Genomic DNA, 25,020 nt, shown 5'->3' on the forward strand with positions numbered 1-25,020 from the left:
AGACGTGGCCCGGACCCTCGCCTGCACCCTGGCCACGGCGCGGGCCCTCACGGCGCTGACCCGGTCGCTGCCGACCGCGCTGCGTCGCCCCTGGGAGCGCACCAACCACGCCGGCCGGCCCGTCACGCTGCTGGAGGGCCCCGTCGCCGTGGCGGCGGCCCTCACCGGCGTGCTCGCCGGACCTGCGCCCCGCGGTGCTGCTGCCCTCTCGGTCCTCGTGCCCGGGGTCCTGGGCGGCCTCGACGACCTCGTCGGGGACTCCACGACCAAGGGCCTGCGCGGTCACCTCGGCGCGCTGCGCTCCGGTCGCGTCACCACGGGGGCCGTCAAGATCGGCGGTCTCGGCGGGGTCGCCGTCGTGGCGGCCCTGATGGAGCTGACATCGCAGGAGACGCCACCCACGACGAAGGGAGGGGGATCCCCCCTTCGTCATGCAGCGGTGGACTCCGTCGTCATCGCGGGGAGCGCCAACCTCGTCAACCTGCTGGACCTGAGACCGGGCCGGGCCGTGAAGGTCACGACCGCGGCCGGACTCGTCCTGATGCTGCCTGCCGGCTCGAGGACGACCGCCGGAGCGGTCGTGGGCGTGGCCGCGCTCCTGCCCGAGGACCTCGCCGGGGAGTCGATGCTCGGCGACTGCGGCGCCAACGCGTTGGGGTCGCTGCTCGGCCTCGCGCTCGTGCGTGGCCTGCCTCCGCGTGGCCGACTGGTGGCAGCCGCGGTCGTCACCGGCCTCACGCTCGCGTCGGAGCGCGTCAGCTTCACCCGGGTCATCGAGTCCACCCCCGTGCTGCGCGAGATCGACGCCTGGGGCCGAGACCGGTGAGCCGGGTCGCCCGGGACGCCGGGACGGTCGCGGCCATCACCGTGGGCGCCCGCGTGATCGGGTTCCTGCGCTGGGTCGTCTTCGCCTGGGCCGTCGGTGCCCAGGGCGTCGGCACGGTCTACCAGAGCGTCAACACCGTGCCCAACATCGTCTACGAGATCGCGGCCGGCGGGATCCTCGCCGCGGTCGTCGTCCCGCTCGTCGCCGGCCGGATCACTGCCCAGAGCGTGGGGGAGAGCGCCGACGACGTGGCGTCGGCACTGCTGACGCGGACCCTCGCCGTCCTCGTCCCGCTGGCCCTCGTGCTCGTCCTCGCGGCCCCGCTCATCAGCCGGGCGCTCCTGGGTGACCTCGAGGACCGCGTCGACGGCGCCGTGGCCCTGGGCACCCGACTGCTGGTGCTCTTCAGCCCGCAGGTGGTGCTCTACGGCGTCGGCATCGTCGTCTCGGGCGTCCTGCAGGCCCACCGGCGCTTCGTCGCCGCCGCGCTCGCGCCGTTGCTGTCCAGCCTCGTGGTCATCGCCACCTACGTGGCGTGGGCCCTGATGGTGCCCGCCGGCACCGGCCCCGAGGAGGTGGGCACACGCGAGTGGCTGCTGCTCGGTGGCGGCACCACCCTCGGCGTCGTGGCCATGTCGGTGCCGCTCCTCGTCGTCGCGACCGCCGCCGGGATCCGGCTACGGCCACGATGGCGCCTGTCGCAGGAGATCGGCGCGCGGGCGCGCTCACTCGCGGGCGCAGGGGTGCTCGCGCTGGTGGCCCAGCAGGTCACCGTGCTCGTCACCCTCGCCGTCGCCAACCGCTCGGGTGGCGACGGCGCCCTGGTCGTGCAGAACTACGTGCAGGCGCTCTACCTGCTGCCCTACGCCGTGCTCGCGGTCCCGGTGGCCACGGCGGTCTTCCCCCTCCTGGCCAGCAGCGCGACCGGCAGCCCCGAGGTGCAGGCCTCGGCCGCCTCGACCCTGGCCGCCTCGCTGCGTGCCGTGATCGTCCTCGGCGCGGCGGCCGTCGCCGGCCTGATCGCCGCAGCCAGCCCCATCGGCGATGTCTTCGCCGAGATCGACCGGGGGAGCGAGGGGGCCCATGCGCTCCAAGCAATGCCGTCGGCGCTCATCGCCATGGCTCCGGGGCTGGTGGCCTTCGGCGTGACCGCTGTCGCGCTGCGGGCGCTCTATGCCCGGGGCCGACCGCTGCGAGCCGGCGCGCACATGGCGGCCGGGTGGCTCGTCGCGGCAGTCATCCCGGTCCTCACCCTGGGTGACGACTCGGGGGCGCGCCGCACGCTCGTCACCCTCGGCCTCGCCTCCACGATCGGCATGGGAGTGGCCGCCGTCGGGCTGCTCAGCCGGGTCCGCGCCGACTGGGGGCCCGGTGCGCTGAGCGGGCTGGCCCGCGCCGCGGTCCTCGCGGCAGCCGCCGTCGCCCTCGGCCTGCTCGTGCACGCCCTCGCCCGGGGGCACTGGCCGGACGCGGCCGCAGCCGCCACGCTCCTCGGGGCCGTCGTGGCGCTCGGCGTCGCGGCGCTCGTGCTGCTCATCGGCCTCCGGCTCGACCCGGCACTGCGAGGCCGTGTCCCCGGGCTGCGTCGCGCTGGCAGGACGAGAGGATGACCGCATGAGGATCTTGCTCTGCGTGGCCAGCGCGGCCGGGGGGATCGGCACCCATGTGGCCGACCTCGCCGCGTCCCTGGCTCGAGCCGGCCACGAGGTACAGGTGGCGACCGACCCCGACACGCGGGCGCGGTTCGACCTGCCCGGGAGGGCGCTGCTCACCGCCCGGGGACTCAGGGACCTCGCCCGGAGCGCCGATGTCGTGCATGCGCATGGCTTCCGGGCCGGGCTCGTCGCAGCGACCGTGGTGGGGCCGACTCCCTTCGTCATCAGCCTGCACAACCCGGTGCGCGGATCCGGGCTCTCCCCACGTCGGATCGTGGGCGAGCTGGCCGCGCGGGCCGTCATGCGCAGAGCCGATCTCGTGACGGGTGCCAGCCGTGACCTCGTGCGGGACGCTCGCGCGCTCGGAGCCCGCCGGGCCGAGCTGGCGGAGGTCCCCTCGCCGCGGGTGCCGGGACTGCTCAAGGCCGACCGCGACGGGTGGCGCGCCGCGCAGCGCGATGGCTTCCTCGCGGCGCAGGGGCTCGAGCCCGCTCTCGCCGTCGTCCTCACCCTCGCCCGCGTGGCTCCGCAGAAGGGCCTGCCGGACCTTGCCGGTGCGTGCGACAGCAGCGAAGGGAGCGCGCAGTGGGTGCTCGTGGGGCCGGGGCAGGACACCATCTCCTCCGACGTCCCCGAGCTGGGCGTGCACCTGGCTGGTGCTGCACGCGACGTGTCTCCCTGGTTGCTGGCCGCGGACGTGCTGCTCGTGCCGAGCGAGTGGGAAGCCCGGGCACTGGTCGTGCAGGAGGCCATGGCGGCCGGTGTGCCTGTCGTCGCGACCGATGTCGGCGGGCTGCCCGACCTGCTCACCGACGTCGGTGTCCTCGTGCGGCCGCATCCTCGGGGCACCTTCGCGCACCGTCTCGCCGCCGCTGTCGACGACCTCCTGGACGCCCCCGGTCGTGCGTCGGCCCTGGCTTTCGCCGCCAGGGAGCGGGCTCGCGGCTGGGACGGTCTCGACCAGAGCGCGACTCGCTGGACCCTGCGGTACTCAGCCGTGCAAACGTGACGTAGATTGGAACCCCGTGGTGGCACTGACGAAACACATCTTCGTGACCGGAGGAGTTGTCTCCTCACTCGGCAAGGGACTGACGGCTTCGAGCCTCGGGCACCTGCTTCGAGCGCGTGGCCTTGCGGTCACGATGCAAAAGCTGGATCCCTACCTCAACGTGGACCCGGGGACGATGAACCCCTTCCAGCACGGTGAGGTCTTCGTGACGGAGGACGGGGCGGAGACCGATCTCGACATCGGTCACTACGAGCGCTTCCTCGACACCAACCACAACGGCTCCGCCAATGTGACGACCGGTCAGGTCTACAGCCGGGTCATCGCCCGCGAGCGCAAGGGCGAGTACCTCGGCGACACCGTCCAGGTCATCCCGCACATCACCAACGAGATCACCTCGCGGATGCGCGCGCCCGCCGCCGGCAGCCCCGGCATCAAGGACGCCGAGGCCCCCGACGTCATCATCACCGAGATCGGTGGGACCGTCGGCGACATCGAGTCCCTCCCCTTCCTCGAGGCCGCCCGCCAGGTGCGGCACGAGCTCGGTCGCGACAACTGCTTCTTCCTGCACGTGTCGCTCGTGCCGTACATCGCCCCGAGCGGGGAGATGAAGACCAAGCCGACCCAGCACTCCGTCGCCGCGCTGCGTCAGGTGGGCATCCAGCCCGACGCGCTCGTGCTGCGGGCGGACCGCGACATCAGTGACGACATCAAGCGCAAGATCTCGATGTCCTGCGATGTCGAGCAGGACGGCGTCGCCGCCTGCGTCGACGCGCCGAGCATCTACGACATCCCCAAGGTGCTGCACCGCGAGCACCTGGACACCTTCGTCATCCGACGCCTCGGGCTGAACTTCACCGACGTGGACTGGGGCAGCTGGGACACCCTGCTGCGCCGCGTCCACCAGCCGCGCCACGAGGTCGAGGTCGCGCTCGTCGGCAAGTACATCGACCTGCCCGACGCCTACCTGTCGGTGACCGAGGCCCTGCGTGCCGGTGGCTTCCACAACGACGCCAAGGTACGCATCCGCTGGGTGCCCTCCGACGACTGCTCGACCGAGGCCGGTGCGACCAAGGCCCTCGGCGGGGTCGACGCCGTGCTCGTCCCCGGAGGCTTCGGCGTCCGGGGCATCGAGGGCAAGCTGGGCGCCCTGCGCTGGGCCCGCGAGCGGCAGGTCCCGACCCTGGGCATCTGCCTGGGTCTGCAGTGCATGGTCATCGAGTACGCCCGCAACGTCGCCGGCATCGACGGGGCGAGCTCCACGGAGTTCGACCCGAGCTCGTCGGCTCCCGTCATCGCGACGATGGAGGAGCAGAAGTCCTTCGTCGACGGTGCCGGTGACCTCGGCGGCACGATGCGTCTGGGGTCCTACCCGGCCGACCTGCGCGAGGGCTCTGTCACCGCGGAGGCGTACGGCGCCACCAAGGTCACCGAGCGCCACCGTCACCGCTACGAGGTCAACAACGCCTACCGCGCCCAGCTCGAGGAGGCCGGTCTCGTCGTGAGTGGCACCCACCCCCAGCTCGGGCTGGTCGAGTTCGTCGAGCTACCGCGCGAGGTGCACCCGTACTACGTCTCGACGCAGGCCCACCCGGAGTTCAAGTCCCGCCCGGACAAGGCGCACCCGCTCTTCGCCGGCCTCATCGGTGCGGCGGTGCAGGCCCAGATCGACTCGCGCCTGGTCGAGGTCGAGCCCACGGGGGCTGAGACGGTCGAGGTCGCGGCAGACGCGACCCCGTGACCGCCGGCGCGACCCCCTGACGGGGGTCGCGCAGGCTCACTGGTAGGACACGAACCACGGCACGGGGGAGACGTCCCGCACGGTCTCCTCCGGTGTGAAGGTCGGCGTGTCCTCGTCGATGAAGTTCTTCCACCCGAGATGCACCTCCTCGGGCAGGTCCGTCTGGATCGCCGCCCAGGTCTCCTGCTTCAGCTCGGGGGTGCCGTGCCCGTCGACGTGGACGACGACGGCCAGCTCCGGCAGGTCGGTGCGGATCCGGTCCCGGTCGCGCAGCATCTGCAGCTGGAACTGGTGGAGGGTGAAGACCTTCTGCGGCAGGTCGTGGTCGCGGGTGAGCTTCGCCAGCCAGGTCGCGACCTCGTTGACCTCGTCCGCCTCGACATGACCGATCCGCTGCAGCGGCCTCTCGTCCGGACCGATGCGCCACTCGGGGTCGAGCGCGAGACCGACGTGCGGCTCGGTGAGCAGGCTCGTGTAGCGCTTGGCCTGGGAGAGGAAGTCGGCTCGTCCGGGCTGGAGGTCGAGCACGACGTAGACGCCGGCCTCGCCCGCTGCGTCGACCCATGGCCGCAGCATCTCGGGGTCGGCCTCGCTGGAGTAGTCGCCATCGGCACCGGCTGCGGAGTCCGCGATCGTCGCGATGATCTCGAAGGCGGGCACCACGCGCTCCCGGACGAGGTCCTGGTACTCCTGGGCGAGGTCCTGGGCGCGCTCGACCGCGGCGTCGAGATCCTGCTCGCCGAGGAGACCCAGGCCGGGGACTCCGGGGTGCCCGTAGAGAGCGATCATCCGCCGCCCGGGGAAGGGCAGGACACCTCCGCCGGGCAGCTCAGGGGCCATCGTGGCCATCCGGGCGGCCCCGGCCAGTGCCGTGGTCGCCAGTCCGGGGGCGTCGCCGACCACCACGAGGGGCAGCGGCGGGTCGGCGCGGACGGCTGCCACGACGGGGTCGGCGCGAGGGTCGTCGGATCGCAGCACCTGGACCACGTCGCCCGCGCCTAGCGCCGAGCGGACCGTCGCGATCGCCGCAGCGTGCGCGACCGGGTCGGGGGTGACCACGACCACCGGGTGTGTCGCGACCGTGAGCGCAGGCAGCGTGTCGACCTCGTCCCGGCTCGACACCGCCTCGCTCCAGCGCCCATCACCGTCGGGGCCCCGCCGGACCAGTCGCTCGCAGCCGAGACGGTCGAGCTCCGCGCCCAGCCCCTCGCCGTCGAGGAGACACGGCACACCCGCTTGCGTCGCGAGGAGGGTCGCTGCCTCGAGGTCATCGCCCGTGGTGCCCGGCGCCACGACCACGACGGCAGGGGCCGAGACGAAGAGCGCCTTGGAGGCCGCGAGCGCGCTCGCGGCCGGGTCGCCCGCAGCGATGACCGGCCCTGTCGGTGGGGAGACCCGCACGCCGTCGGAGCCGCTGTCCCCGGTCGTGCCCACCAACCAGGTCGCTCCCGCAGCGACGCCCAGGGCGACGACACCCCCGACGAGGACCACGCGCCGACCTGGTGCGCCTTGGGTTGCTGCTGACATCCCGGACTCCCCTGATCCAGCCATGCTCCGACCATAGGTCGCCTGCTGCGTCACGTCCGGCAGGACCACCGCGGGGCCCTCCGCGTGTCCGCCCGTAGGATCGCAGGATGACGTCCGCACCCGATCCGCTGCGCGACGAGCTCGCCACCCCGTCGGTCATCTCGAGCGAGGTGGTCTTCGACGGCGCGGTCTGGGACGTGCGACGCGACACGTTCGACCTCGAGGGCCAGACCCTGGTCCGTGAGGTCGTCGACCACCCCGGTGCCGTGGCCGTCCTCGCTCTCGACGAGGACGGTGACGCGCTGCTCATCCGCCAGTACCGGCACCCCGTCGCCGCCCACGAGTGGGAGATCCCCGCCGGTCTGCTCGACATCGCGGGAGAGGACCCGCTCGTGGCCGCGCAGCGCGAGCTCCTGGAGGAGGCCGACGTCACCGCGGACGACTGGGCCGTGCTCGTCGACTACTTCACCTCGCCGGGCGGCCTGGACGAGGCCATCCGGGTCTACCTGGCCCGTGGGCTGCACCCGGTCGCGGAGTCGGAGCGGCACGAGCGCGACGGCGAGGAGGCGCTCATCGTCCACCGCACGGTGCCCCTCGACGAGATCGCCGAGGCCGTCCTGTCCGGCGACCTGCACAACTCGACCCTGATCATCGCCGCCCTGGCGGCGCGATCGGCACGCGAGGGTGAGTGGTCCTCCCTTCGTCCGGCCGACAGCCCGTGGCCGGCGCACCCGGGTCGTCGGTCCACGGCCTGACGCCGGGCCCGAGCCTGCCGTGAGACGGGAGCGGTCCGCGCTCGCGCCACAACCCGTTCGCGGGAGACCGCCGGGTCTTCGTAGGATGGGGGCGCCCGCGCGACCCGCCGGGCGCTGTCGAAGGACAAGGAAGATCACCCCGTGCTCCGCACCCACGAAGCCGGCACCCTGCGTGCCGAGCACTCCGGCCAGACCGTCACCCTCACCGGCTGGGTGGGACGCCGACGTGATCACGGTGGCGTGGCCTTCCTCGACCTGCGCGATGCCTCCGGGGTGGCCCAGGTCGTCGCGCGTGACGAGGTCCTGACCGGTGCGGCGCACGACCTGCGCAACGAGTACGTCGTCAAGGTCGTCGGTGAGGTCACGGCGCGTGACCCCAAGGACGTCAACCCCGACCTGCCGACCGGTGAGATCGACGTCGTCGCGTCCACCATCGAGGTGCTGAGCACGGCCGACCCGCTGCCCTTCCAGATCGACGAGCGCGTCAGCGTCGGCGAGGAGGCGCGCCTGAAGCACCGCTACCTCGACCTGCGCCGCCCGGGCGCCACCAGCGCCGGCGCCGGCCTGCGGCTGCGCAGCAAGGTCAACGCCGCCGCCCGCAGCGTGCTGGCGGACCGTGACTTCGTCGAGATCGAGACCCCGACCCTCACCCGCTCCACCCCCGAAGGCGCGCGCGACTTCCTCGTGCCAGCGCGCCTGGCGCCGGGCGAGTGGTACGCGCTGCCGCAGAGCCCGCAGCTCTTCAAGCAGCTGCTCATGGTCGCCGGCATGGAGCGCTACTACCAGATCGCGCGCTGCTACCGCGACGAGGACTTCCGCGCCGACCGGCAGCCGGAGTTCACCCAGCTCGACATCGAGATGTCCTTCGTCGAGCAGGACGACGTCATCGAGCTCGGCGAGGCGATCGCCAAGGCCGTCTGGGGCACCATCGGTGTCGAGCTGGACGCTCCCTTCCAGCGGATGACCTACGCGGAGGCGATGGAGCGCTTCGGCTCCGACAAGCCGGACCTGCGCTTCGGCGTCGAGCTGGTCGACTGCACCGAGTACTTCGCCGACACCCCCTTCCGCGTCTTCAAGAACGACTACGTCGGCGCCGTCGTCATGCCCGGTGGCGCCAGCCAGCCGCGCCGCCAGTTCGACGCCTGGCAGGAGTGGGCCAAGCAGCGTGGCGCCAAGGGCCTGGCCTATGTCACGGTCGGTGAGGACGGCGAGCTCGGCGGCCCGGTCGCCAAGAACATCTCGGACGAGGAGAAGGCCGGCCTGGCCGCTCACGTCGGTGCCCAGCCGGGCGACTGCATCTTCTTCGCCGCGGACAAGCCCAAGGCCGCGCGTGCCCTCCTCGGCGCAGCCCGTCAGGAGATCGCCAAGAAGTGCGAGCTCATCGACGAGAGTGCCTGGTCCTTCCTCTGGGTCGTCGACGCGCCGCTCTTCGAGCCGACCGGTGACGCCGTCGCCGCGGGTGACGTCGCGGTCGGTGGCGGTGCGTGGACTGCGGTCCACCACGCCTTCACCAGCCCCAAGCCGGAGTTCATCGACACCTTCGACACCGACCCCGGCCCCGCGCTGGCCTACGCCTACGACCTCGTCTGCAACGGCAACGAGATCAGTGGCGGGTCGATCCGTATCCACCGCAAGGACGTGCAGGAGCGGGTCTTCGCGGTCATGGGGCTCGACGAGGCCTCTGCGCAGGAGAAGTTCGGCTTCCTCCTCGAGGCCTTCAAGTTCGGCGCCCCGCCGCACGGCGGCATCGCCTTCGGCTGGGACCGGATCTGCATGCTCCTGCTCGGCGCCGACTCGATCCGCGACGTCATCGCCTTCCCCAAGTCCGGCGGCGGGTACGACCCGCTGACCGACGCGCCCGCCGCGATCACCCCGGAGCAGCGCAAGGAGGCCGGCATCGACGCGAAGCCGCGCAAGGACGAGGACGCGGCCGCCGACGCGGAGCAGACAGGAGCCTGAGCCGATGAGCACGCCGGTCGAGGTGCTGCTGTGGGACTGCGACGGCGTCCTGCAGCATGGACGCTTCGACTGGCGTGCTCGTCTCGACGGCTCGGTCCGGCCGGGTTTTGCGCGGCGGGTCTTCGAGGCCGAGCTGCCCGCCCTGCGTGGGGAGCGGCCGCTGCGCACGGTGCTCGAGGAGCTGCTGCACGTGGAGGGGGAGCACGGTGGCCACGTGCCCGTCACCGTCGAGGACCTGCTCATCATCTGGGAGCAGTTCGACCTCGACCCGGAGGCGGTGGCAGTGCTCACGGCGGTGCGCGAGCTCGGGGTTCGCTGCATGCTGGCGACCAACCAGCAGGACCACCGGGTGCAGCACATGCGTGGGGTGCGTGGCTACGACGACCTCGTCGACGGCTCGTACTACTCCAGCGAGATGGGGGCGATGAAGCCCGACCCGGCGTTCTTCGAGCACATCCTCGACGACCTCGATCTGCCTGCCGAGCGCATCGGGTTCGTCGACGACCTCGCGAGCAATGTCGCCGCCGCGCGGTCCGTGGGCATCCGGGCGGTGTGCCACGACCCGCAGGCCGGCGCCTCGGGGCTGGTCGAGGTCCTGACCCCGCTCGTGCCCGGTCTGGCCCCTGTCACCGCACGACCTTAAGGTTGTGCGGTGAGTGGGGGCACGACCTTGAGGTTGTGCGGTGAGTGGGGGCACGACCTTAAGGTTGTGCGGTGAGTGGGGGCACGACCTCAAGGACGTGCGGAGAGGCGGTCGAGGAAGGTCGTCTGGGCGGCCACGACGAGGTCGCGGGCCGCCTCGAGGTCGTGCCACTGCGCCCGGTCCAGCTCGGGGAAGCTCTCGCGACGTCCCGAGCGCGGCGGCCACTCCATCTCGAAGGTGCCGCTGCGCACGAGGCGCACGCTGTCCGCGTCGCTCACGCGGACCGCCCATGCGTGCACGACCTTGCCCCCGGACTGACGGATCTCGCCCAGGGGGATGCGTGGACCGGGCGGTGGTGGCGCGCCCGTCTCCTCGGCGAACTCCCGCTCGGCCGCTGCGAGGAGCCCCTCGTCGGGATCGACCTCACCCTTGATCAGCGTCCAGCCGCGCGGACGCCGGGTCCACAGGGGACCGCCCATGTGGCCGAGGAAGACCTGTGCACTCCCGTCGAGCAGGGCGAAGGGGAGGAGTCCTGCACTGGTGCGCGCCACGGCCTCAGGCCTCGGTGAGGATCGTGCGGACCCGACGCAGGTCGTCGGTGATGTCCTCGGCCGGGCGCCGTCGGGTGACGGGGTGGTCGGTCAGCTCCGAGAGGGCCTCTCGGGCCCGCGCCATCAGCTCGCTCTGGCCGCGCACCCGAGGGTTCCACGTCGCGCCGAGGACCAGATAGCCGATCGAGGCGAGCAGCTCCTCCATGTGGCGGTAGGGACCCACGGCCTCGGGGGCGTCGGCGAGGGTGCGCCGGGCGACCTGGTCGGAGGCGAGGAGCTCGACGTACAGCTGCTTGCAGTGCTCGAGGTGGGCGGCCATCCCTTCGTCGGTCCGGGTCCGTCGCTCGGCGAGGTCGGCCAGGACGTCGTCGAGGGCCAGGACCACGCGCCGCGCGTGGGCCCGCAGCAGCAGCTCGGGCCGGCCCAGGTGGCTGGAGGTGACGAGCACGAGCACTGCGGCGCCGACGCCGATGACGGTGTCGACGCCCCGGTCGAGGAGGATCATCGTCGTGTCCATGCCGGTGACCGCCTCGGAGATCACGAGGGCCAGGGGCGTGAGGAAGACGACGGCGAGGGCGTAGTTGCGCGTGATGAGCAGCTCGACGACGAACTGCAGGGTGATGACCACCGCGACCGTCCACCAGTGGGACAGGTCGAGACGCAGCAGCAGGGTGAAGGCGACCAGCCCGAGTGCCGTGCCTACCGTCCGCTGGAAGGCCCGGTGCAGCTGCGAGCCGCGCGTGCCGCCCACGTGGACGATGAGCACTGCGAAGGCTGCGGCCCAGTAGGCATGGGCGTTGTCGAGCAGCAGCGCCACCGATCCGGCGATGATCGCAGCAGCAGCGACCCGGACCCCGACGAGCAGGTCCTCGCTGGGCCACCGCAGGGCCTGACGCAGGGACCAGCCGGGGCGGGGGCGACCGAGAGAGACCTGGCGCACCCGCGCGGCCTCGTGCAGGGCGAGCTCGGCGGTGACCTCCTCGTCGGGGCCACCGATGGCACGGGAGACGGCACTGGCGTAGCGGCTGTGGATGCGCTGGAGGCGCCCGTCGAAGCGGTCGGAGCCGCCGTCGGTCACGGCGGTCCAGGCAGTGTTGAGTGCCTGCGCGGCCGTGCGCCTCAGGGCGGGGACCTGGTCCCGGTCGGTCTCCGACAGGTAGCGCTCCACCTCCACCTCGGCGTGGCCGACGGCTGCGTCCTCGATGCCGTGCCCACGGAACCAGACGTCGGACGTGCCCACGAGGACCGCGGAGAGGACACCGACGGCGGCGAAGCCGAGGATCGTCTGCGGTTCGGCCCCGTGGCTGGCCGCGATGTTGGCGATACCGGTGACGAGGGCGAAGAAGAAGGCTCCGGGAGGCCCGACCTGCAGGGCGTAGGAGAGCACGGCAGCGATGGTCGCGGCCAGCCCCATGCCCAGGACCGCCAGGAAGGGGTGCCCCGCGAGCGCGATGCCCAGCGTCATCGATGCCAGCAGGCCGACCCCGGCGAGCGGGGTGACGACGAAGCGGCGTCGCACGGGCGCCGCCGCACCGTAGAGCACGGCGAAGACCCCCATGCCCGCGAGGAATCCTTGCTGCCCGTGGCCGGACAGCGTGAAGCCCACGAGCGGCAGCGCGACGGCCGCGGCGGCACGAAGGGCGATCCAGCGTCGGATGGGACCGGGGTTCCACCGGACCAGCGGACGCAGGTACTCCTGGAGGCGACCGATCATCAGCCCAACCTCCCGCTGCTCCACTCGGCCCGGACGACGTATCCCACTGAACGGTAGACCTCTCGGGCCCGGTCGTTGTGGGAGTAGAGGCCCAGGGTGCACCAGCCGTGCTCGGAGACGGCCTGCCGGGTCAGCTCGGCGGTGACGCCGCGACCCAGCGCCAGGCCACGCGCTCGCGGCACCACGGTGATGCCGGACAGGACGGGCGCGCCGGAGGCCTCGAGCTCGCAGCACCCGACGGCCAGCAGCACGCCGGAGGTGTCGCGGACGCCGACCCAACGCTGACCGGGCCGCCCGAAGGGGGAGCCGTCGGTCCCCGGGTTGTGCTCGTCGAGGAGGGCTTGGATCTCGGCCTGCCGGGACTCGTCGAGCTCGACGAGTCCCTCCGTGGCGGTCACCGCAGGCGCCGTGGTCGTGGTCATGAACTCCCAGCGCCCCCGCACCTGTGGCAGCAGCCCGGCCAGGCGCTCGACGGAGCGGGGCAGGGTGACGCCGTCGGCTCCCTTCGCCCTCGCCTGAGCCACCCACGGGCCGAAGGGGGAGGACCCCACCAGCTCGTGGAGGAGGGCGTCCTCGCCCCGGAACATGAGCGAGATGCCGTGGATGAGCGTCGGGCGCAGGAAGACGAACGCTCGGGTGTCGCCGCGCCGCAGCCCCAGGGCCGGCAGATCGGTGGCGGGGGAGGCCTCGGCCCGCACGCCGGGTCCTCGCCGCTCCAGGCGAGCAGCTCGGTCATCGGGACCTGCTCGATGCTCATTCGGTGATCCCGAACCGGGCGTGCAGCCGCTTCATCCACCGCGGCGCCCACCAGTTCCACTCGCCGAGGACCGACATGGTCGCGGGGACGAGCAGCATCCGCACGAGCGTCGCGTCGATCGCGATGGCGAGCACGAGGGCGACGCCGGTCTCCTTGACCGCGAGCACCTTGGCCAGGACGAAGCCCGTGAAGACGATGATCATCAGCAGGGCTGCGCTCGTGATGATCTTGCCGGAGCGCTGAAGGCCCAGCCGGACAGCGTCATTGGTCGAGTAGCCGCGCTCGTGCAGCTCGACGATGCGCGAGAGCAGGAAGACCTCGTAGTCCATCGACAGGCCGAAGCCGAAGGCGAGCACGAGCACGGGGATCGAGACCTCGACGGCGCCGACGGAGGAGTACCCCAGCAGCCCCTGGAGGTGCCCGTCCTGGAAGACCCACACGAGGACACCGAGCGATGCCCCGAGCGAGACGACATTCATCAGCAGGGCCTTGATCGGCACGATGACCGAGCCGGTCATGAGGAAGAGGAGCACGAAGGTGGCCAGGATGACGGTCCCGACGGCCAACGCCGCGTTGTCGGCGATCGACCGGGTGAAGTCGGCGAGGTCAGCGGCCTGTCCGCCGACCTTGGCGTCGAAGGGAGGACGATCGGCCCGTAGCTGCGCGACGACGTCCTTGGTCTGCGGCCCGAGCGGCCCGTCGGACGTGCGCAGGTCGACGCTGCGGACGGTCTCGCCGTCGAGGGAGCCGACGGTGGTGACCTCGGCGGACTCGACTCCGGGCAGGCGCGCGGCTCCCTTCGCCCAGTCACGGACCTCGGACGGGTCGGCGCTCGTCACGACCCGGACGTCGGGGGAGCTGAGCAGCGGGTAGTCCTGGGCGAGGTCCTCGAAGAACTGGCGTTGCACGCTGTCGGTGGGCAGGAGCTCGACGCCCGAGGAGGTGACCTCCATCCGGGTCGCCGGGAGGGCCATCACCACGAGAGCCGTGAGGACGAGCGCCATGACGGCCCACGGAGCCCGCTGCACCGCCTTGGCCAGGGCCGCGAAGACCCCGGTGTCTGGGGTGCGCTCGGTGCGCCCGCGCAGGAGTCGCCGTGCCGAGAGGGCGCACAGGGCGGGGATGAGCGTCGTGGCCACCACGAGGCACAGGACGACGACGGAGACCCCGGCAGCGCCCGCGGCCTGCATGAAGACGGAGGGGAAGAAGAGCAGGCCGGACAGGGCGATGGCGACCGTGACGGCGGAGAAGACGACGGTGCGCCCCGCCCGGTCGACGGTGCGGCCGGTGGCCTCGATGACCAGGGCCCGGGAGTCCTCGCCCAGGGGGGCGCCGTCGAGGAGCTCGCGCATCTCCTCCCGGAACCGCGAGACGACGAGCAGCCCGTAGTCGATGCACAGGCCGAGGCCGAGCACGCTGACGATGTTGACGACCGTCGCGTCGAGGTCGATGACGTGGGAGAAGCCCCACAACGACGCGAGCGCACCGCCGATGGCGGCGATGGCCCCCACGATCGGGATGCCCGCTGCGAGGAACCCTCCGAAGACGACGACCATGACGATGAAGGAGACCGGCAGGGCCAGGCCCTCGCCGACCTTCATGTCGCTGGCCACCTGACCGACGACCTCGTCGACGAGCATCTTCAGGCTGCCGCGCTGGCTGTCGGTGGCCCGGGAGGCGGTGACGATCTGGTCGAACTGGATGCCGACGTCCCGGCGGGCGTCCTCCAGCTCCCCGTCGCTCAGCCCGTGCTTGAACTCGACGACGGTGAGGAAGCCGTAACGGTCGGTGCCCTGCTCGAGGACGAGCGGGGCTCCCTTCGGGTCCTTGACGCCGTCCTCGAGGACGAGGGGGTTGGCGACGCTCTCGACGGCGGGCAGGTCGTGGATGCGCTTGATCGCCGTGGCGACGCCTTGGCGTACGAAGGGGTCGGTCGCGGGGGACCCCGACACCATCAGGGTGTCCGAGTCGAGATCACCACCACCGGCGTCGACCAAGAGCTGTCGCGCGTCCTGGGCCTCGCCCGGGGTGGTCATGTCCCCGCTGCTCAGCTGGTCGAAGAGACCGCTGCCCGTGACCCCACCGAGAGCGAGGGCGAAGAAGGCCGCGACCAGTGCGAGCCAGGTGGCCACGACTGTGCGCGGACGGCGACCCATCAGAGTGCCGAGGCGGTGCAGCAGCGGCAGCCTCGGGGCGCGGTGTCTGCTCACCGGGATAGCGTGCCACTTGTGCAATCGGACGACCTCTTCGCGTCCGCCGCCGGTGACCCAGCCCACGCCGGGGCGGACCTCAATGCTCCCCTCGCGGTGCGGATGCGACCGCGCACGCTCGACGAGGTCCGCGGGCAGAGCGATGTCCTGCGGCCCGGCTCGCCCCTGCGCCGCCTCGTCGAGGGCAGCGTCAACGCGGTCGCCGGCCCGATGTCAGCGATCCTCTGGGGCCCGCCCGGCACCGGCAAGACGACGCTGGCGCACCTCGTGGCGACCGCGGCCGACCGCGAGTTCGTACAGCTGTCGGCGGTGACGGCCGGGGTCAAGGACGTGCGGGCCGTCCTGGAGCGGGCCGCGACGAGCCGCTCGATGTACGGGCGCCAGACCGTGCTCTTCCTCGACGAGATCCATCGCTTCAGCAAGGCGCAGCAGGATGCCCTGCTGCCGGGGGTCGAAAATCGGGAGGTCGTGCTCGTGGCCGCGACCACGGAGAACCCCTCCTTCGCGGTCATCTCCCCGCTGCTGTCGCGCTCGATCCTCGTCACCCTGGAGTCGCTCACCCGTGAGGAGGTCGGGGAGGTCATCGACGCGGCGCTCGGCGATGACCGCGGGCTCGCCGGGGGCTACGACCTGGCGCCCGAGGCACGCGAGCACCTGGTCGACATCGCCGGGGGCGACGCGCGACGTGCCCTGACCTCGCTCGAGGCGTCCGCGGGCGTCGCCGACGACGACCACCCCTTCGGTCGTGAGATCCCGGAGGCCGGGGTGCCGCTCACGCTGGCCCACGTCGAGCAGGCGGTCGCGCGTGCGGCGGTGCGCTACGACCGCACCGGCGACCAGCACTACGACGTGGCCTCGGCCTTCATCAAGTCGATGCGTGGCTCCGACGTCGACGCCGCCCTGCACTACCTGGCGCGACAGCTCGAGGCGGGGGAGGACCCACGCTTCATCGCCCGCCGCATCGTCATCTCCGCCTCGGAGGACGTCGGCCTCGGGGACCCCACGGCCCTGCAGACAGCGGTCGCCGCAATGCACGCGGTCGCCCAGATCGGCATGCCCGAGGCGCGGATCATCCTCGCGCAGGCGGTGGTGCACAACGCCCTGGCGCCCAAGTCCAATGCCGCCTACACGGGCATCAACGAGGCGATCGCCGATGTGCGGGCCGGCAAGGTGCAGGCGGTGCCGCCGCACCTGCGCGGCAGCGGCTACACCCAGGCGTCCGAGCGCGCCGCCGGCGCGAGCGGGGGAGCGAAGGTGGCGGGCTACGTCTACGCCCACGACCAGCCCGACGCCGTGGCGGCACAGCAGTACCTGCCGGACGACCTGCACGCCGAGCTGGCGGACCGGTCCTACTACCGACCGACGGATCGGGGCTTCGAGGCCCGCCTGCAGGAGCGGTGGGCCTGGCTGCGGGAGCGTCTGCGCGGTCGGTGACGGCGCAGAAGAGGGACACCGGCTTGTGCTGAGGAGGCGACGACGACCGGTGGGTAAGGTGGAGGCCATGACTGCGCCCCTCGGACGGCCGCGGCGGATCACCGCGCGGCGAGCTATCTCGGGGTCGGCCCGCGCCTGACGCGCCGGTCGCCCCCTTCGCTCCTGCCCGAGTCATCCCCGCACCTGCCCGTGCACACGCACCGATTGGACACGAGACACCCATGGAAACTGCCGAGATCCGGCGCCGCTGGCTCACCTTCTTCGAGGCCAAGGGACACACCGTCGTCCCCTCGGCCCCGCTGATCCACGAGGACCCCACCCTCCTCTTCGTCAACGCCGGCATGGTGCCCTTCAAGCCCTACTTCTCCGGGCAGGAGACCGCACCCTACGACCGCGCCACGAGCGTGCAGAAGTGCGTGCGCACCGGCGACATCGACGAGGTCGGCAAGACCTCGCGCCACGGCACCTTCTTCCAGATGAACGGCAACTTCTCCTTCGGCGACTACTTCAAGCGCGAGGCGATCACCTTCGCCTGGCAGCTGCTGACGACCTCCCAGCCCGAAGGGGGCTACGGCCTGGACCCCGAGCGCCTGTGGGCCACGGTCTACGAGGACGACGACGAGGCCGAGCAGCTGTGGCTGGAGATCACCTCGATCCCGGCCGGGCGGATCGTGCGCCGCGGCAAGGCGGACAACTACTGGCACATGGGCGTCCCCGGACCGGGCGGGCCCTGCAGCGAGATCTTCTACGACCGCGGCGAGGAGTACGGCGTCGACGGCGGCCCCGCGGTCGACGAGGACCGCTTCATGGAGATCTGGAACCTCGTCTTCATGCAGTACGAGCTCTCCGCCGTCCGGTCCAAGACGGACTTCGACGTCGCCGGGCCGCTGCCCGCGCAGAGCGTCGACACCGGCATGGGCCTGGAGCGCATGGCCAGCATCCTGCAGGGCGTCGACAACATGTACGAGATCGACGAGGTCTACCCCGTGCTGGAGAAGGCCGCGGAGATGACCGGCCGCGACTACGGCACGCAGTCGGGGCAGACGGCGGGCGACTCCCATCCCGACGACGTGCACCTGCGGGTCGTCGCGGACCACGTGCGCTCCTCCCTGATGCTCATCGGCGACGGTGTCACCCCGGGCAACGAGGGACGCGGCTACGTCCTGCGCCGGATGCTGCGGCGCGCCGTGCGGGCGATGCGGCTGCTGGGCTACGACGAGCCGGCGCTGCCTCACCTGATGCCCGTCTCGATGGAGCGGATGAGCGCCTCCTACCCCGAGCTGCGCACCGGCTTCGACCGGATCGCCCAGATCGCCTACGCCGAGGAGCAGGCCTTCCGGCGCACCCTCGTGTCGGGCACGACCATCCTCGACACCGCCGTGAGCAAGACCAAGCAGGCCGGCGGCGACACCCTCGCCGGCGCGCAGGCCTTCGCGCTGCACGACACCTACGGCTTCCCGATCGACCTCACGCTGGAGATGGCGGCCGAGCACGGGCTCAAGGTCGACCGTGACGGCTTCGTGCGGCTCATGGACGAGCAGCGCCAGCGGGCCAAGGCCGACGCCAGGGCCAAGAAGGGCGGCCACGCCAACACCGAGGTGTGGAAGGACCTGCGCTCGCTCGGCGCCACCGACTGGCGCGCCTACGAGGAGCTCACGACGACGGGCTCGATCGTCGGTCTGGTCCGCGACGGCGCACGCGTGGAGGAGCTCGAGCCCGGTCAGACCGGTGAGGTCGTGCTCGACCGCACGAGCTTCTACGCCGAGTCCGGCGGTCAGGTCGCCGACGGCGGTGTCATCGTCGTCGACGGCGCGCGCCTGGTCGTGCGCGACGTCCAGCGTCCGGTCAAGGGCCTCGTCGTCCACTCCGTCGAGGTCGCCGACGGTCCCGTCCGCGTCGGTGACGAGGCATCCGCCGAGGTCGACCCGCAGTGGCGCATCGACGCCTGCCAGGCGCACTCGGGCACCCACGTGGTCCACGCGGCGCTGCGGCAGGTGCTCGGCCCGTCCGCGCTGCAGTCCGGCTCCTACAACAAGCCGGGCTACCTGCGTCTCGACTTCGCGTGGAACCAGGGCCTGTCCGCCGACACGCGTGCCGAGATCGAGCACGTCGCCAACCTCGCCGTCCGTGACGACCTGCCGGTCGCCGCCGACTGGATGACCCTGCCCGAGGCCCGCGACCGCGGTGCCCTCGCCCTCTTCGGTGAGACCTACGGCGAGCAGGTCCGGGTCGTCGAGATCGGTGGCGAGTGGTCCCGCGAGCTGTGTGGCGGCACCCACGTGCGTCACTCCAGCCAGATCGGGGCCCTCACCCTCACGGGCGAGTCCTCGGTCGGGTCCGGCGTGCGCCGGCTGGAGGCCTTCGTCGGCATGAACGCCCTGGCCCACCTGGCGACCGAGCGGGCGCTGGTCGCCGAGCTGTCCTCGATCATCAAGGCCCCTGCCGCCGACCTGCCCGAGCGGGTGGGTGAGCTCGTGGCCCGCCTGCGCGAGGTGGAGAAGGAGCTGGACAAGGTGCGTCGTGAGCAGGTCGTGGCCTCGGCCGGCTCTCTCACCGACGCGGCGCGTGAGGTCGCTGGCGTGACCTTCGTCGGCCGGCACATCGCCGGTGGCGCGCCCGACGACCTGCGTCAGATGGTCACCGACACGCGTGCCCGCCTGGGCGAGGAACGGCCCAGCGTGGTGGCCCTCACCGGTGACGGTCCGGGCAAGCCCGTGATCGTCGTCGCCACCAACGAGGCCGCGAGGGCGAAGGGGGTCAAGGCCGGCGCTCTCGTGCGGGTCGCGGCCCAGGTCCTCGGAGGCGGCGGCGGTGGCAAGGACGACCTGGCCCAGGGCGGCGGCCAGGACGCCGCCAAGGTCGAGGACGCGCTGTCGGCCGTCGAGCGAGAGCTCGGTGCCTGACGCAGGCGGCGCACGCCGCGGTGTGCGGATCGGCATCGACGTGGGGCAGGCCCGCGTCGGGGTCGCCGCGAGCGACCCCTCCGGACTCCTCGCGACACCTGTCGAGACCGTGCCGCGTGATCTCGAGCACGACAGCGACGTCGACCGGGTGGTGCAGATCGCCACGGACCTGGGCGCCATGGAGTTCGTCGTCGGTCTGCCTCGCTCCCTCGACGGGAGCGAGGGACCGGCCGCGGACAAGGCGAGATCGTGGGCCAGACGCCTGCGGTCGGTCCTCGCCGAGGCACCGATCGGCAACACGCCGATCCGCCTGGTGGACGAGAGGCTCACCACGGTGGATGCTCATCGAGGCCTGCGAGAGAGCGGACTGGATGGTCGACGTCACCGCGAGGTCGTTGATCAGGCAGCAGCCGTGCTGATCCTGCAGACTGCGCTGGACACGGAGCGCGCAACCGGTAGACCCCCCGGGGAACGGGTCGGTCGGCCGCGCCGACGCACACCGCTGAAGGGCAAGGACGTATGAGCGACCTGCACGAGGACATCTTCGACGAGGAGTCGGCAGACGCACGGCACAGCCGTCGTCATCGGCGGGCCAGTGAGGCGCGGTCGTCTCGGCGCGGAGGCGCGGGCTGTCTGGCGATGATCCTCGCCGCGGCCGTCGTGCTGGTCGCGATCTTCTTCGCCTTCGGCTCGCTGCGGTCACTCGTCCCGGGTGGCTCCGGGCCCAAGGACTTCGAGGGGCCGGGACGCGGGTCGGTCGAGGTCGACATCACCTCGGGCATGGCTGGCTCCGCGATCGGTGAGACGCTGGTCGAGGCGGGGGTCGTGAAGTCGACGAGCAGCTTCACCGAGGTTGCGATGGCCCAGCCGGACAAGGCGGCCTCGATCCAGCCCGGCACCTACGAGATGCTCAAGGAGATGCCGGCGGCGGACGCCTTCGAGCGCCTCCTCGACCCCGCCAACCGGGTCGCCAAGGGCATCACCATCCCCGAGGGTCTGTGGCGCTCGGAGATCTACGCCAAGCTCTCCAAGGGCACCGGCACCCCGGTCTCCGAGTACGAGAAGGCGGAGAAGTCCCCCAAGCTCAAGCTGCCCGAGGAGGCAGGCGGCGACGTCGAGGGATGGCTCTTCCCGTCGACCTACGAGTTCGAGAAGGGCACGACTGCCGTCGCCCAGCTGAACACGATGATCGCCATGACGAGTGACCACCTCACCGAGGCCGGCGTCGCCAAGGACAAGTGGGAGCGCACGCTCATCGTCGCGTCCATCGTCGAGGGGGAGTCCGGTGCGGCCGACCGGGGCAAGGTGGCCCGGGTCATCGAGAACCGCCTCAAGGACGTCAACGGGCCGACGGTCGGCATGCTCAACATGGACAGCACCGTCCACTACATCTTCCAGGGACGCGGCAAGGCCGGCACGACGGACGAGATGCGTGCCAGCGACAGCCCGTACAACACCTACAAGCAGGTCGGGCTGCCCCCGGGACCGATCAACAACCCGGGCGGCGAGGCCATCAAGGCAGCCGGCAACCCGGATCCGGGCAACTGGCTCTTCTTCGTCACGGTCAACCCCGACACGGGCGAGACCAAGTTCGCCTCCACCCAGCGTGAGCACGACAACAACGCCAAGGAGTTCGACCAGTGGTGCGCCGACAACCAGGACCGGTGCTGAGCGGGACCCGGCACGCGGGCGTCCTCGGCTCACCGATCGCCCACTCGCTGTCGCCGACGCTGCACCGTGCGGGCTACGCGGCGGCGGCGCTGCCGGCGTGGGACTACACCGCCCACGAGGTCGACGAAGGGGGACTGGCCCCCTTCGTCGCCGGGCTGGACGAGTCCTGGCGCGGGCTCAGCCTGACGATGCCGCTCAAGGTGGCGGCCTTCGACATCGCGGACGAGGTGAGCGACCTCGCACTCCGGGCGGGAGCGATCAACACGCTCGTGCGCACCGACGCCGGCTGGGCCGGCGACAACACCGACGTGCACGGGGTGGCCCGGTCGCTGGCGGAGGCGGGCGCCCGAGGCATCACGTCGGCGACGGTCGTGGGGTCGGGGGCCACGGCCCGCTCCGCCCTGCTCGGCCTCGTCGCCCTCGGCGCCACCCGCATCACGGTCGCGGCCCGGACGCCCGAGCGGGCCGAGGAGCTGCGGCGGGTCGCGGACGTCGAGCTGCTGGTCGTGCCGCTGGCCGACTGGTCCCGCACGGGCGACGCCGCGATCGTCTCCACCGTGCCCGCAGGACCGGCCAACACCGCGGCCGCCGCGCACCTGGGTTCCGACCTCCACGGGGTGACCCTCCTCGACGTCGTCTACGCGGACTGGCCGACGCCGCTCGCGCGAGCGGCCCGCGAGCACGGCGCGACGATCGTCTCCGGGCTCGAGATGCTCGTCCACCAGGCAGCGCGGCAGTTCGAGCTCTTCACCGGGACGCCCGCGCCGGTCGAGGCGATGCAGTCGGCAGGGCGAGCGGCGCTGGGCCACACCCCGGACGCCTGACGGGGCCCCACGACCGAAGTGCGAGGATTGCGCCCATGTTGCGTTGGTTGACCGCTGGTGAGTCGCACGGCCAAGCCCTCGTGGCGACCCTCGAAGGGCTGCCCGCCGGGGTCGAGGTGAGGACCTCGGACGTGGCTGCTGCCCTCGCCAGGCGGCGCCTCGGGTACGGCCGTGGCGCCCGGATGAAGTTCGAGCAGGACACGGTGACCTTCCTCGGCGGGGTGCGGCACGGGAGCACCCTCGGCTCGCCGCTGGCCGTGATGATCGGCAACACCGAGTGGCCCAAGTGGGAGACGGTCATGGGCGCCGACCCCGTCGAGAGCGAAGCCCTGGCCGCCGCCGACGACATCGGTGCCGAGAAGGAGATCGCCCGCAACCGTCCGCTGACTCGCCCGCGGCCCGGGCACGCCGACCTCGTGGGCATGCAGAAGTACGGCTTCGACGAGGCCCGACCGATCCTCGAGCGCGCCTCCGCCCGCGAGACCGCGGCGAGGGTCGCCCTCGGTGAGATCGCCGAGCGCTTCCTCGAGCAGGCCTACGGCATCCGCCTCGTCGCGCACACCGTCGCGATCGGTGAGGGTGAGGCGCCCGCCGACGGGCCGCTGCCCACACCCGACGATGTCGACGCGCTCGACGCCAACCCCGTGCGGGCGATGACCCGCGCGGGCACCGACGCGATGGTCGCGCAGATCGAGGCGGCCAAGAAGGACGGCGACACCCTCGGCGGCGTCGTCGAGGTGCTGGCCTACGACCTGCCGCCAGGGCTGGGCAGCCACGTCCACTGGGACCGGCGGCTCGATGCCCGCCTGGCCGGGGCGCTCATGGGCATCCAGGCCATCAAGGGGGTCGAGGTCGGTGACGGCTTCACCACCGCACGCCGCCGCGGGTCGGCGGCCCACGACGAGATGGAGCGTGACGCCGACGGTGTCATCCACCGGCGCACGGGTCGTGCCGGAGGGACCGAAGGGGGGATGAGCACCGGTGACGTGCTGCGGGTGCGCGCCGCGATGAAGCCGATCAGCACCGTCCCGCGCGCCCTGGAGACCGTCGACGTGGCCGGGACCGACCCGGCGACCGCGATCCACCAGCGCTCCGACGTGTGTGCGGTCCCGGCGGCAGGGGTCGTCGCCCAGGCGATGGTCGCGCTGGTCCTCGCCGAGGCCTGCGTCGAGAAGTTCGGCGGTGACTCGGTCGCCGAGACGGCCCGCAACCACCGCTCCTACCTCGAGTCGATCCCCGAGCTGATGCGGACGTGGGAGGCGTGAGCGGGGCTCCCTTCGTCGTCGTCATCGGTCCTCCCGGGGTCGGCAAGTCGACGATCGCCCGAGGGATCGCGCAGCGTCTGGACCGACGGCTCGTCGACACCGACGCGCTCGTCGAGGAGCGTGAGGGGCGCAGCGTCTCCGACCTCTTCGTCGAGTCCGGCGAGGACTACTTCCGGGCGGCGGAGGAGCGCGCCGTGCTCGATGCCCTGCGTGAGGACGGCATCGTCCTCGCGCTCGGTGGTGGGGCTCCGATGATCCCCGCGGTGACCGACGCGCTGCAGGGTCACACGGTGCTCTTCCTCGACGTCGGCATCGCCGACGCCGCCAAGCGGATCGGCTTCGACAAGAGCCGGCCGCTGCTGTCGGTCAACCCGAGGCAGAGCTGGATCAGGACGATGGACGCCCGTCGCCCGACCTACGAGTCGCTGGCCACCCTCCGGGTGGACACGGCGGGCCGTGGGGTCGACGACGTCGTCACCGAGGCACTGGCCCGGCTGGAGGACGCATGAGTGAGGTCACGACCATCCCGGTGGGGGAGGACTACGACGTCCTCGTCGGCCACGGCGTCTCCGCCCGGGTGGCCGAGGTGCTCCCGCAGGGCGTGGCCAGGGTGCTCGTCGTCCACGGCGAGCCACTCGCCTCGCTCGCGGCGCCGGTGATCACCGCACTGCGTGCGGCCGGCCTCGAGGTCCACGTCGCAGCGGTCCCCGACGCGGAGGCGGCCAAGACCGTCACCGTCGCCGCCGGGCTGTGGGCGACGATGGGCCAGGCCGGCTTCACCCGCAGCGACGCGGTCGTCGCGGTGGGCGGCGGCAGCGTCACCGATCTCGGCGGCTGGGCCGCCGCCGCGTGGTTGCGGGGTGTCCCCGTCGTGCACGTGCCGACGACCGTGCTCGGCATGGTCGATGCCGCGGTGGGCGGCAAGACGGGGGTCAACACGGCCGAGGGCAAGAACCTCGTCGGGGCCTTCCACACCCCTGCCGCCGTCCTGTGCGACCTGGGCCACCTGGCCACGCTGCCGCCCGCGGACCTGTCCGCCGGGCTCGCCGAGGTCGTCAAGGGTGGTTTCATCGCCGACCCGCGCATCCTCGAGATCGTCGAGGCGGACCAGTCGGCCGTCCAGGACCCCGGGTCGGCTGCGCTGCGCGAGGTCATCGAGCGCAAGATCGCCGTCAAGGCCAAGGTCGTGGCTGCCGACCTGCGCGAGTCGCACCTGCGCGAGATCCTCAACTACGGACACACTCTCGGCCACGCCATCGAGCACCACGAGAGCTACCGGATGCGGCACGGCGAGGCGGTGGCGATCGGCATGGTCTACGCCGCGGAGGTCGCCCACCGGACCGGGCGCATCGACGCCGCCCTGCTCGAGCGCCACCGCTACGTCCTGGGTCTGCTCGGGTTGCCGACGACCTACTCGAGGGCCGGCTTCGACGAGCTGCTGGCCGCGCTGCGGCGGGACAAGAAGACCCGCGGGGCGACCCTGCGCCTCGTCGTCCTCGACGGCCTCGCCGAGCCGGGCCGCCTCGAGGGCCCCGACGAGTCGCTGCTGCGCGAGGCCTACGCCGCCCTGGCCTGAGCG

At 72.2% G+C, this 25,020-nt stretch carries 20 protein-coding genes; 15 read left to right on the top strand and 5 right to left on the bottom strand.

Going from position 1 to position 25,020, the window contains the following annotated elements; translation table 11 throughout:
- Nucleotides 1–4: 4 nt before the first annotated feature.
- The 4 genes from EXU32_RS05450 to EXU32_RS05465 are packed head-to-tail and all read left to right on the top strand — an operon-like array spanning nucleotide 5 to nucleotide 5,228.
- Complete coding sequence (locus tag EXU32_RS05450) at nucleotides 5–826, top strand: hypothetical protein (protein WP_130628982.1); 822 nt, start codon at nucleotides 5–7, stop codon at nucleotides 824–826.
- The gene (murJ, locus tag EXU32_RS05455; protein WP_165399586.1) at nucleotides 823–2,436 is read left to right on the top strand and encodes a murein biosynthesis integral membrane protein MurJ; all 1,614 of its coding nucleotides are present in this window, start codon (nucleotides 823–825) and stop codon (nucleotides 2,434–2,436) included. The genes EXU32_RS05450 and murJ overlap by 4 nt, the downstream gene beginning before the upstream one ends.
- Nucleotides 2,437–2,440: 4 nt before the next feature.
- The gene (locus tag EXU32_RS05460) at nucleotides 2,441–3,490 is read left to right on the top strand and encodes a glycosyltransferase family 4 protein (RefSeq protein WP_130628984.1); all 1,050 of its coding nucleotides are present in this window, start codon (nucleotides 2,441–2,443) and stop codon (nucleotides 3,488–3,490) included.
- A gap of 16 nt (nucleotides 3,491–3,506) precedes the next feature.
- Entirely contained in the window at nucleotides 3,507–5,228 is a 1,722-nt protein-coding gene (locus tag EXU32_RS05465; RefSeq protein ID WP_130628985.1) for a CTP synthase, read from the top strand.
- A gap of 36 nt (nucleotides 5,229–5,264) precedes the next feature.
- Here the strand turns inward: EXU32_RS05465 and EXU32_RS05470 are convergent, their stop codons facing one another.
- Nucleotides 5,265–6,755 (bottom strand): hypothetical protein, encoded by a 1,491-nt coding sequence (locus EXU32_RS05470; protein WP_130628986.1) that lies wholly within the window; start codon nucleotides 6,753–6,755, stop codon nucleotides 5,265–5,267.
- Between the two features lie 107 nt (nucleotides 6,756–6,862).
- Here EXU32_RS05470 and EXU32_RS05475 point away from each other — a divergent pair, with 107 nt between their 5' ends.
- The 3 genes from EXU32_RS05475 (at nucleotide 6,863) to EXU32_RS05485 (ending at nucleotide 10,112) form a co-directional block, all read left to right on the top strand.
- Nucleotides 6,863–7,510 (top strand): NUDIX domain-containing protein, encoded by a 648-nt coding sequence (locus EXU32_RS05475; RefSeq protein WP_130628987.1) that lies wholly within the window; start codon nucleotides 6,863–6,865, stop codon nucleotides 7,508–7,510.
- Between the two features lie 141 nt (nucleotides 7,511–7,651).
- Complete coding sequence (gene aspS, locus EXU32_RS05480) at nucleotides 7,652–9,469, top strand: aspartate--tRNA ligase (protein ID WP_130628988.1); 1,818 nt, start codon at nucleotides 7,652–7,654, stop codon at nucleotides 9,467–9,469.
- A 4-nt stretch (nucleotides 9,470–9,473) separates the two neighbouring features.
- Nucleotides 9,474–10,112, top strand: coding sequence for an HAD family hydrolase (locus tag EXU32_RS05485; RefSeq protein ID WP_130628989.1), 639 nt, complete (start codon nucleotides 9,474–9,476; stop codon nucleotides 10,110–10,112).
- 89 nt (nucleotides 10,113–10,201) lie between these two features.
- Here EXU32_RS05485 and EXU32_RS05490 read toward each other — a convergent pair whose 3' ends face one another.
- Genes EXU32_RS05490 through EXU32_RS05505 form a run of 4 tightly spaced genes read right to left on the bottom strand, consistent with a single transcriptional unit; the run spans nucleotide 10,202 to nucleotide 15,344 of the window.
- Nucleotides 10,202–10,663, bottom strand: coding sequence for an NUDIX domain-containing protein (locus EXU32_RS05490; protein WP_207233881.1), 462 nt, complete (start codon nucleotides 10,661–10,663; stop codon nucleotides 10,202–10,204).
- A gap of 4 nt (nucleotides 10,664–10,667) precedes the next feature.
- Nucleotides 10,668–12,377 (bottom strand): FUSC family protein, encoded by a 1,710-nt coding sequence (locus tag EXU32_RS05495; protein WP_130628990.1) that lies wholly within the window; start codon nucleotides 12,375–12,377, stop codon nucleotides 10,668–10,670.
- Entirely contained in the window at nucleotides 12,377–13,075 is a 699-nt protein-coding gene (locus tag EXU32_RS05500) for a GNAT family N-acetyltransferase (RefSeq protein WP_130628991.1), read from the bottom strand. Before EXU32_RS05500 ends, EXU32_RS05495 begins: the two co-directional genes overlap by 1 nt.
- Before the next feature lie 55 nt (nucleotides 13,076–13,130).
- Nucleotides 13,131–15,344 (bottom strand): MMPL family transporter, encoded by a 2,214-nt coding sequence (locus tag EXU32_RS05505; protein ID WP_242612894.1) that lies wholly within the window; start codon nucleotides 15,342–15,344, stop codon nucleotides 13,131–13,133.
- Between the two features lie 18 nt (nucleotides 15,345–15,362).
- Here EXU32_RS05505 and EXU32_RS05510 point away from each other — a divergent pair, with 18 nt between their 5' ends.
- From EXU32_RS05510 to aroB, 8 genes are all read left to right on the top strand, one after another.
- Nucleotides 15,363–16,778, top strand: a complete 1,416-nt coding sequence (locus EXU32_RS05510) for a replication-associated recombination protein A (protein ID WP_130628992.1) — start codon at nucleotides 15,363–15,365, stop codon at nucleotides 16,776–16,778.
- Nucleotides 16,779–16,999: 221 nt separating this feature from the next.
- Nucleotides 17,000–19,681 (top strand): alanine--tRNA ligase, encoded by a 2,682-nt coding sequence (gene alaS, locus EXU32_RS05515; RefSeq protein ID WP_130628993.1) that lies wholly within the window; start codon nucleotides 17,000–17,002, stop codon nucleotides 19,679–19,681.
- Nucleotides 19,674–20,204, top strand: coding sequence for a Holliday junction resolvase RuvX (ruvX, locus tag EXU32_RS05520; protein ID WP_130628994.1), 531 nt, complete (start codon nucleotides 19,674–19,676; stop codon nucleotides 20,202–20,204). Before alaS ends, ruvX begins: the two co-directional genes overlap by 8 nt.
- On the top strand, nucleotides 20,201–21,352 hold the full coding sequence (gene mltG, locus EXU32_RS05525) for an endolytic transglycosylase MltG (RefSeq protein WP_130628995.1): 1,152 nt from the start codon (nucleotides 20,201–20,203) through the stop codon (nucleotides 21,350–21,352). The genes ruvX and mltG overlap by 4 nt, the downstream gene beginning before the upstream one ends.
- A complete protein-coding gene (locus tag EXU32_RS05530; RefSeq protein ID WP_130628996.1) occupies nucleotides 21,346–22,176 on the top strand; it encodes a shikimate dehydrogenase in 831 nt (276 codons plus the stop codon). The genes mltG and EXU32_RS05530 overlap by 7 nt, the downstream gene beginning before the upstream one ends.
- Before the next feature lie 35 nt (nucleotides 22,177–22,211).
- On the top strand, nucleotides 22,212–23,441 hold the full coding sequence (aroC, locus tag EXU32_RS05535) for a chorismate synthase (protein WP_130628997.1): 1,230 nt from the start codon (nucleotides 22,212–22,214) through the stop codon (nucleotides 23,439–23,441).
- Nucleotides 23,438–23,950: a shikimate kinase gene (locus tag EXU32_RS05540; protein WP_130628998.1), complete on the top strand. Its 513-nt coding sequence runs from the start codon at nucleotides 23,438–23,440 to the stop codon at nucleotides 23,948–23,950. The genes aroC and EXU32_RS05540 overlap by 4 nt, the downstream gene beginning before the upstream one ends.
- On the top strand, nucleotides 23,947–25,017 hold the full coding sequence (aroB, locus tag EXU32_RS05545; RefSeq protein WP_130628999.1) for a 3-dehydroquinate synthase: 1,071 nt from the start codon (nucleotides 23,947–23,949) through the stop codon (nucleotides 25,015–25,017). The genes EXU32_RS05540 and aroB overlap by 4 nt, the downstream gene beginning before the upstream one ends.
- Nucleotides 25,018–25,020 lie beyond the last annotated feature (3 nt).

This window comes from Janibacter limosus, from assembly GCF_004295485.1.
GTDB lineage: Bacteria > Actinomycetota > Actinomycetes > Actinomycetales > Dermatophilaceae > Janibacter > Janibacter limosus_A.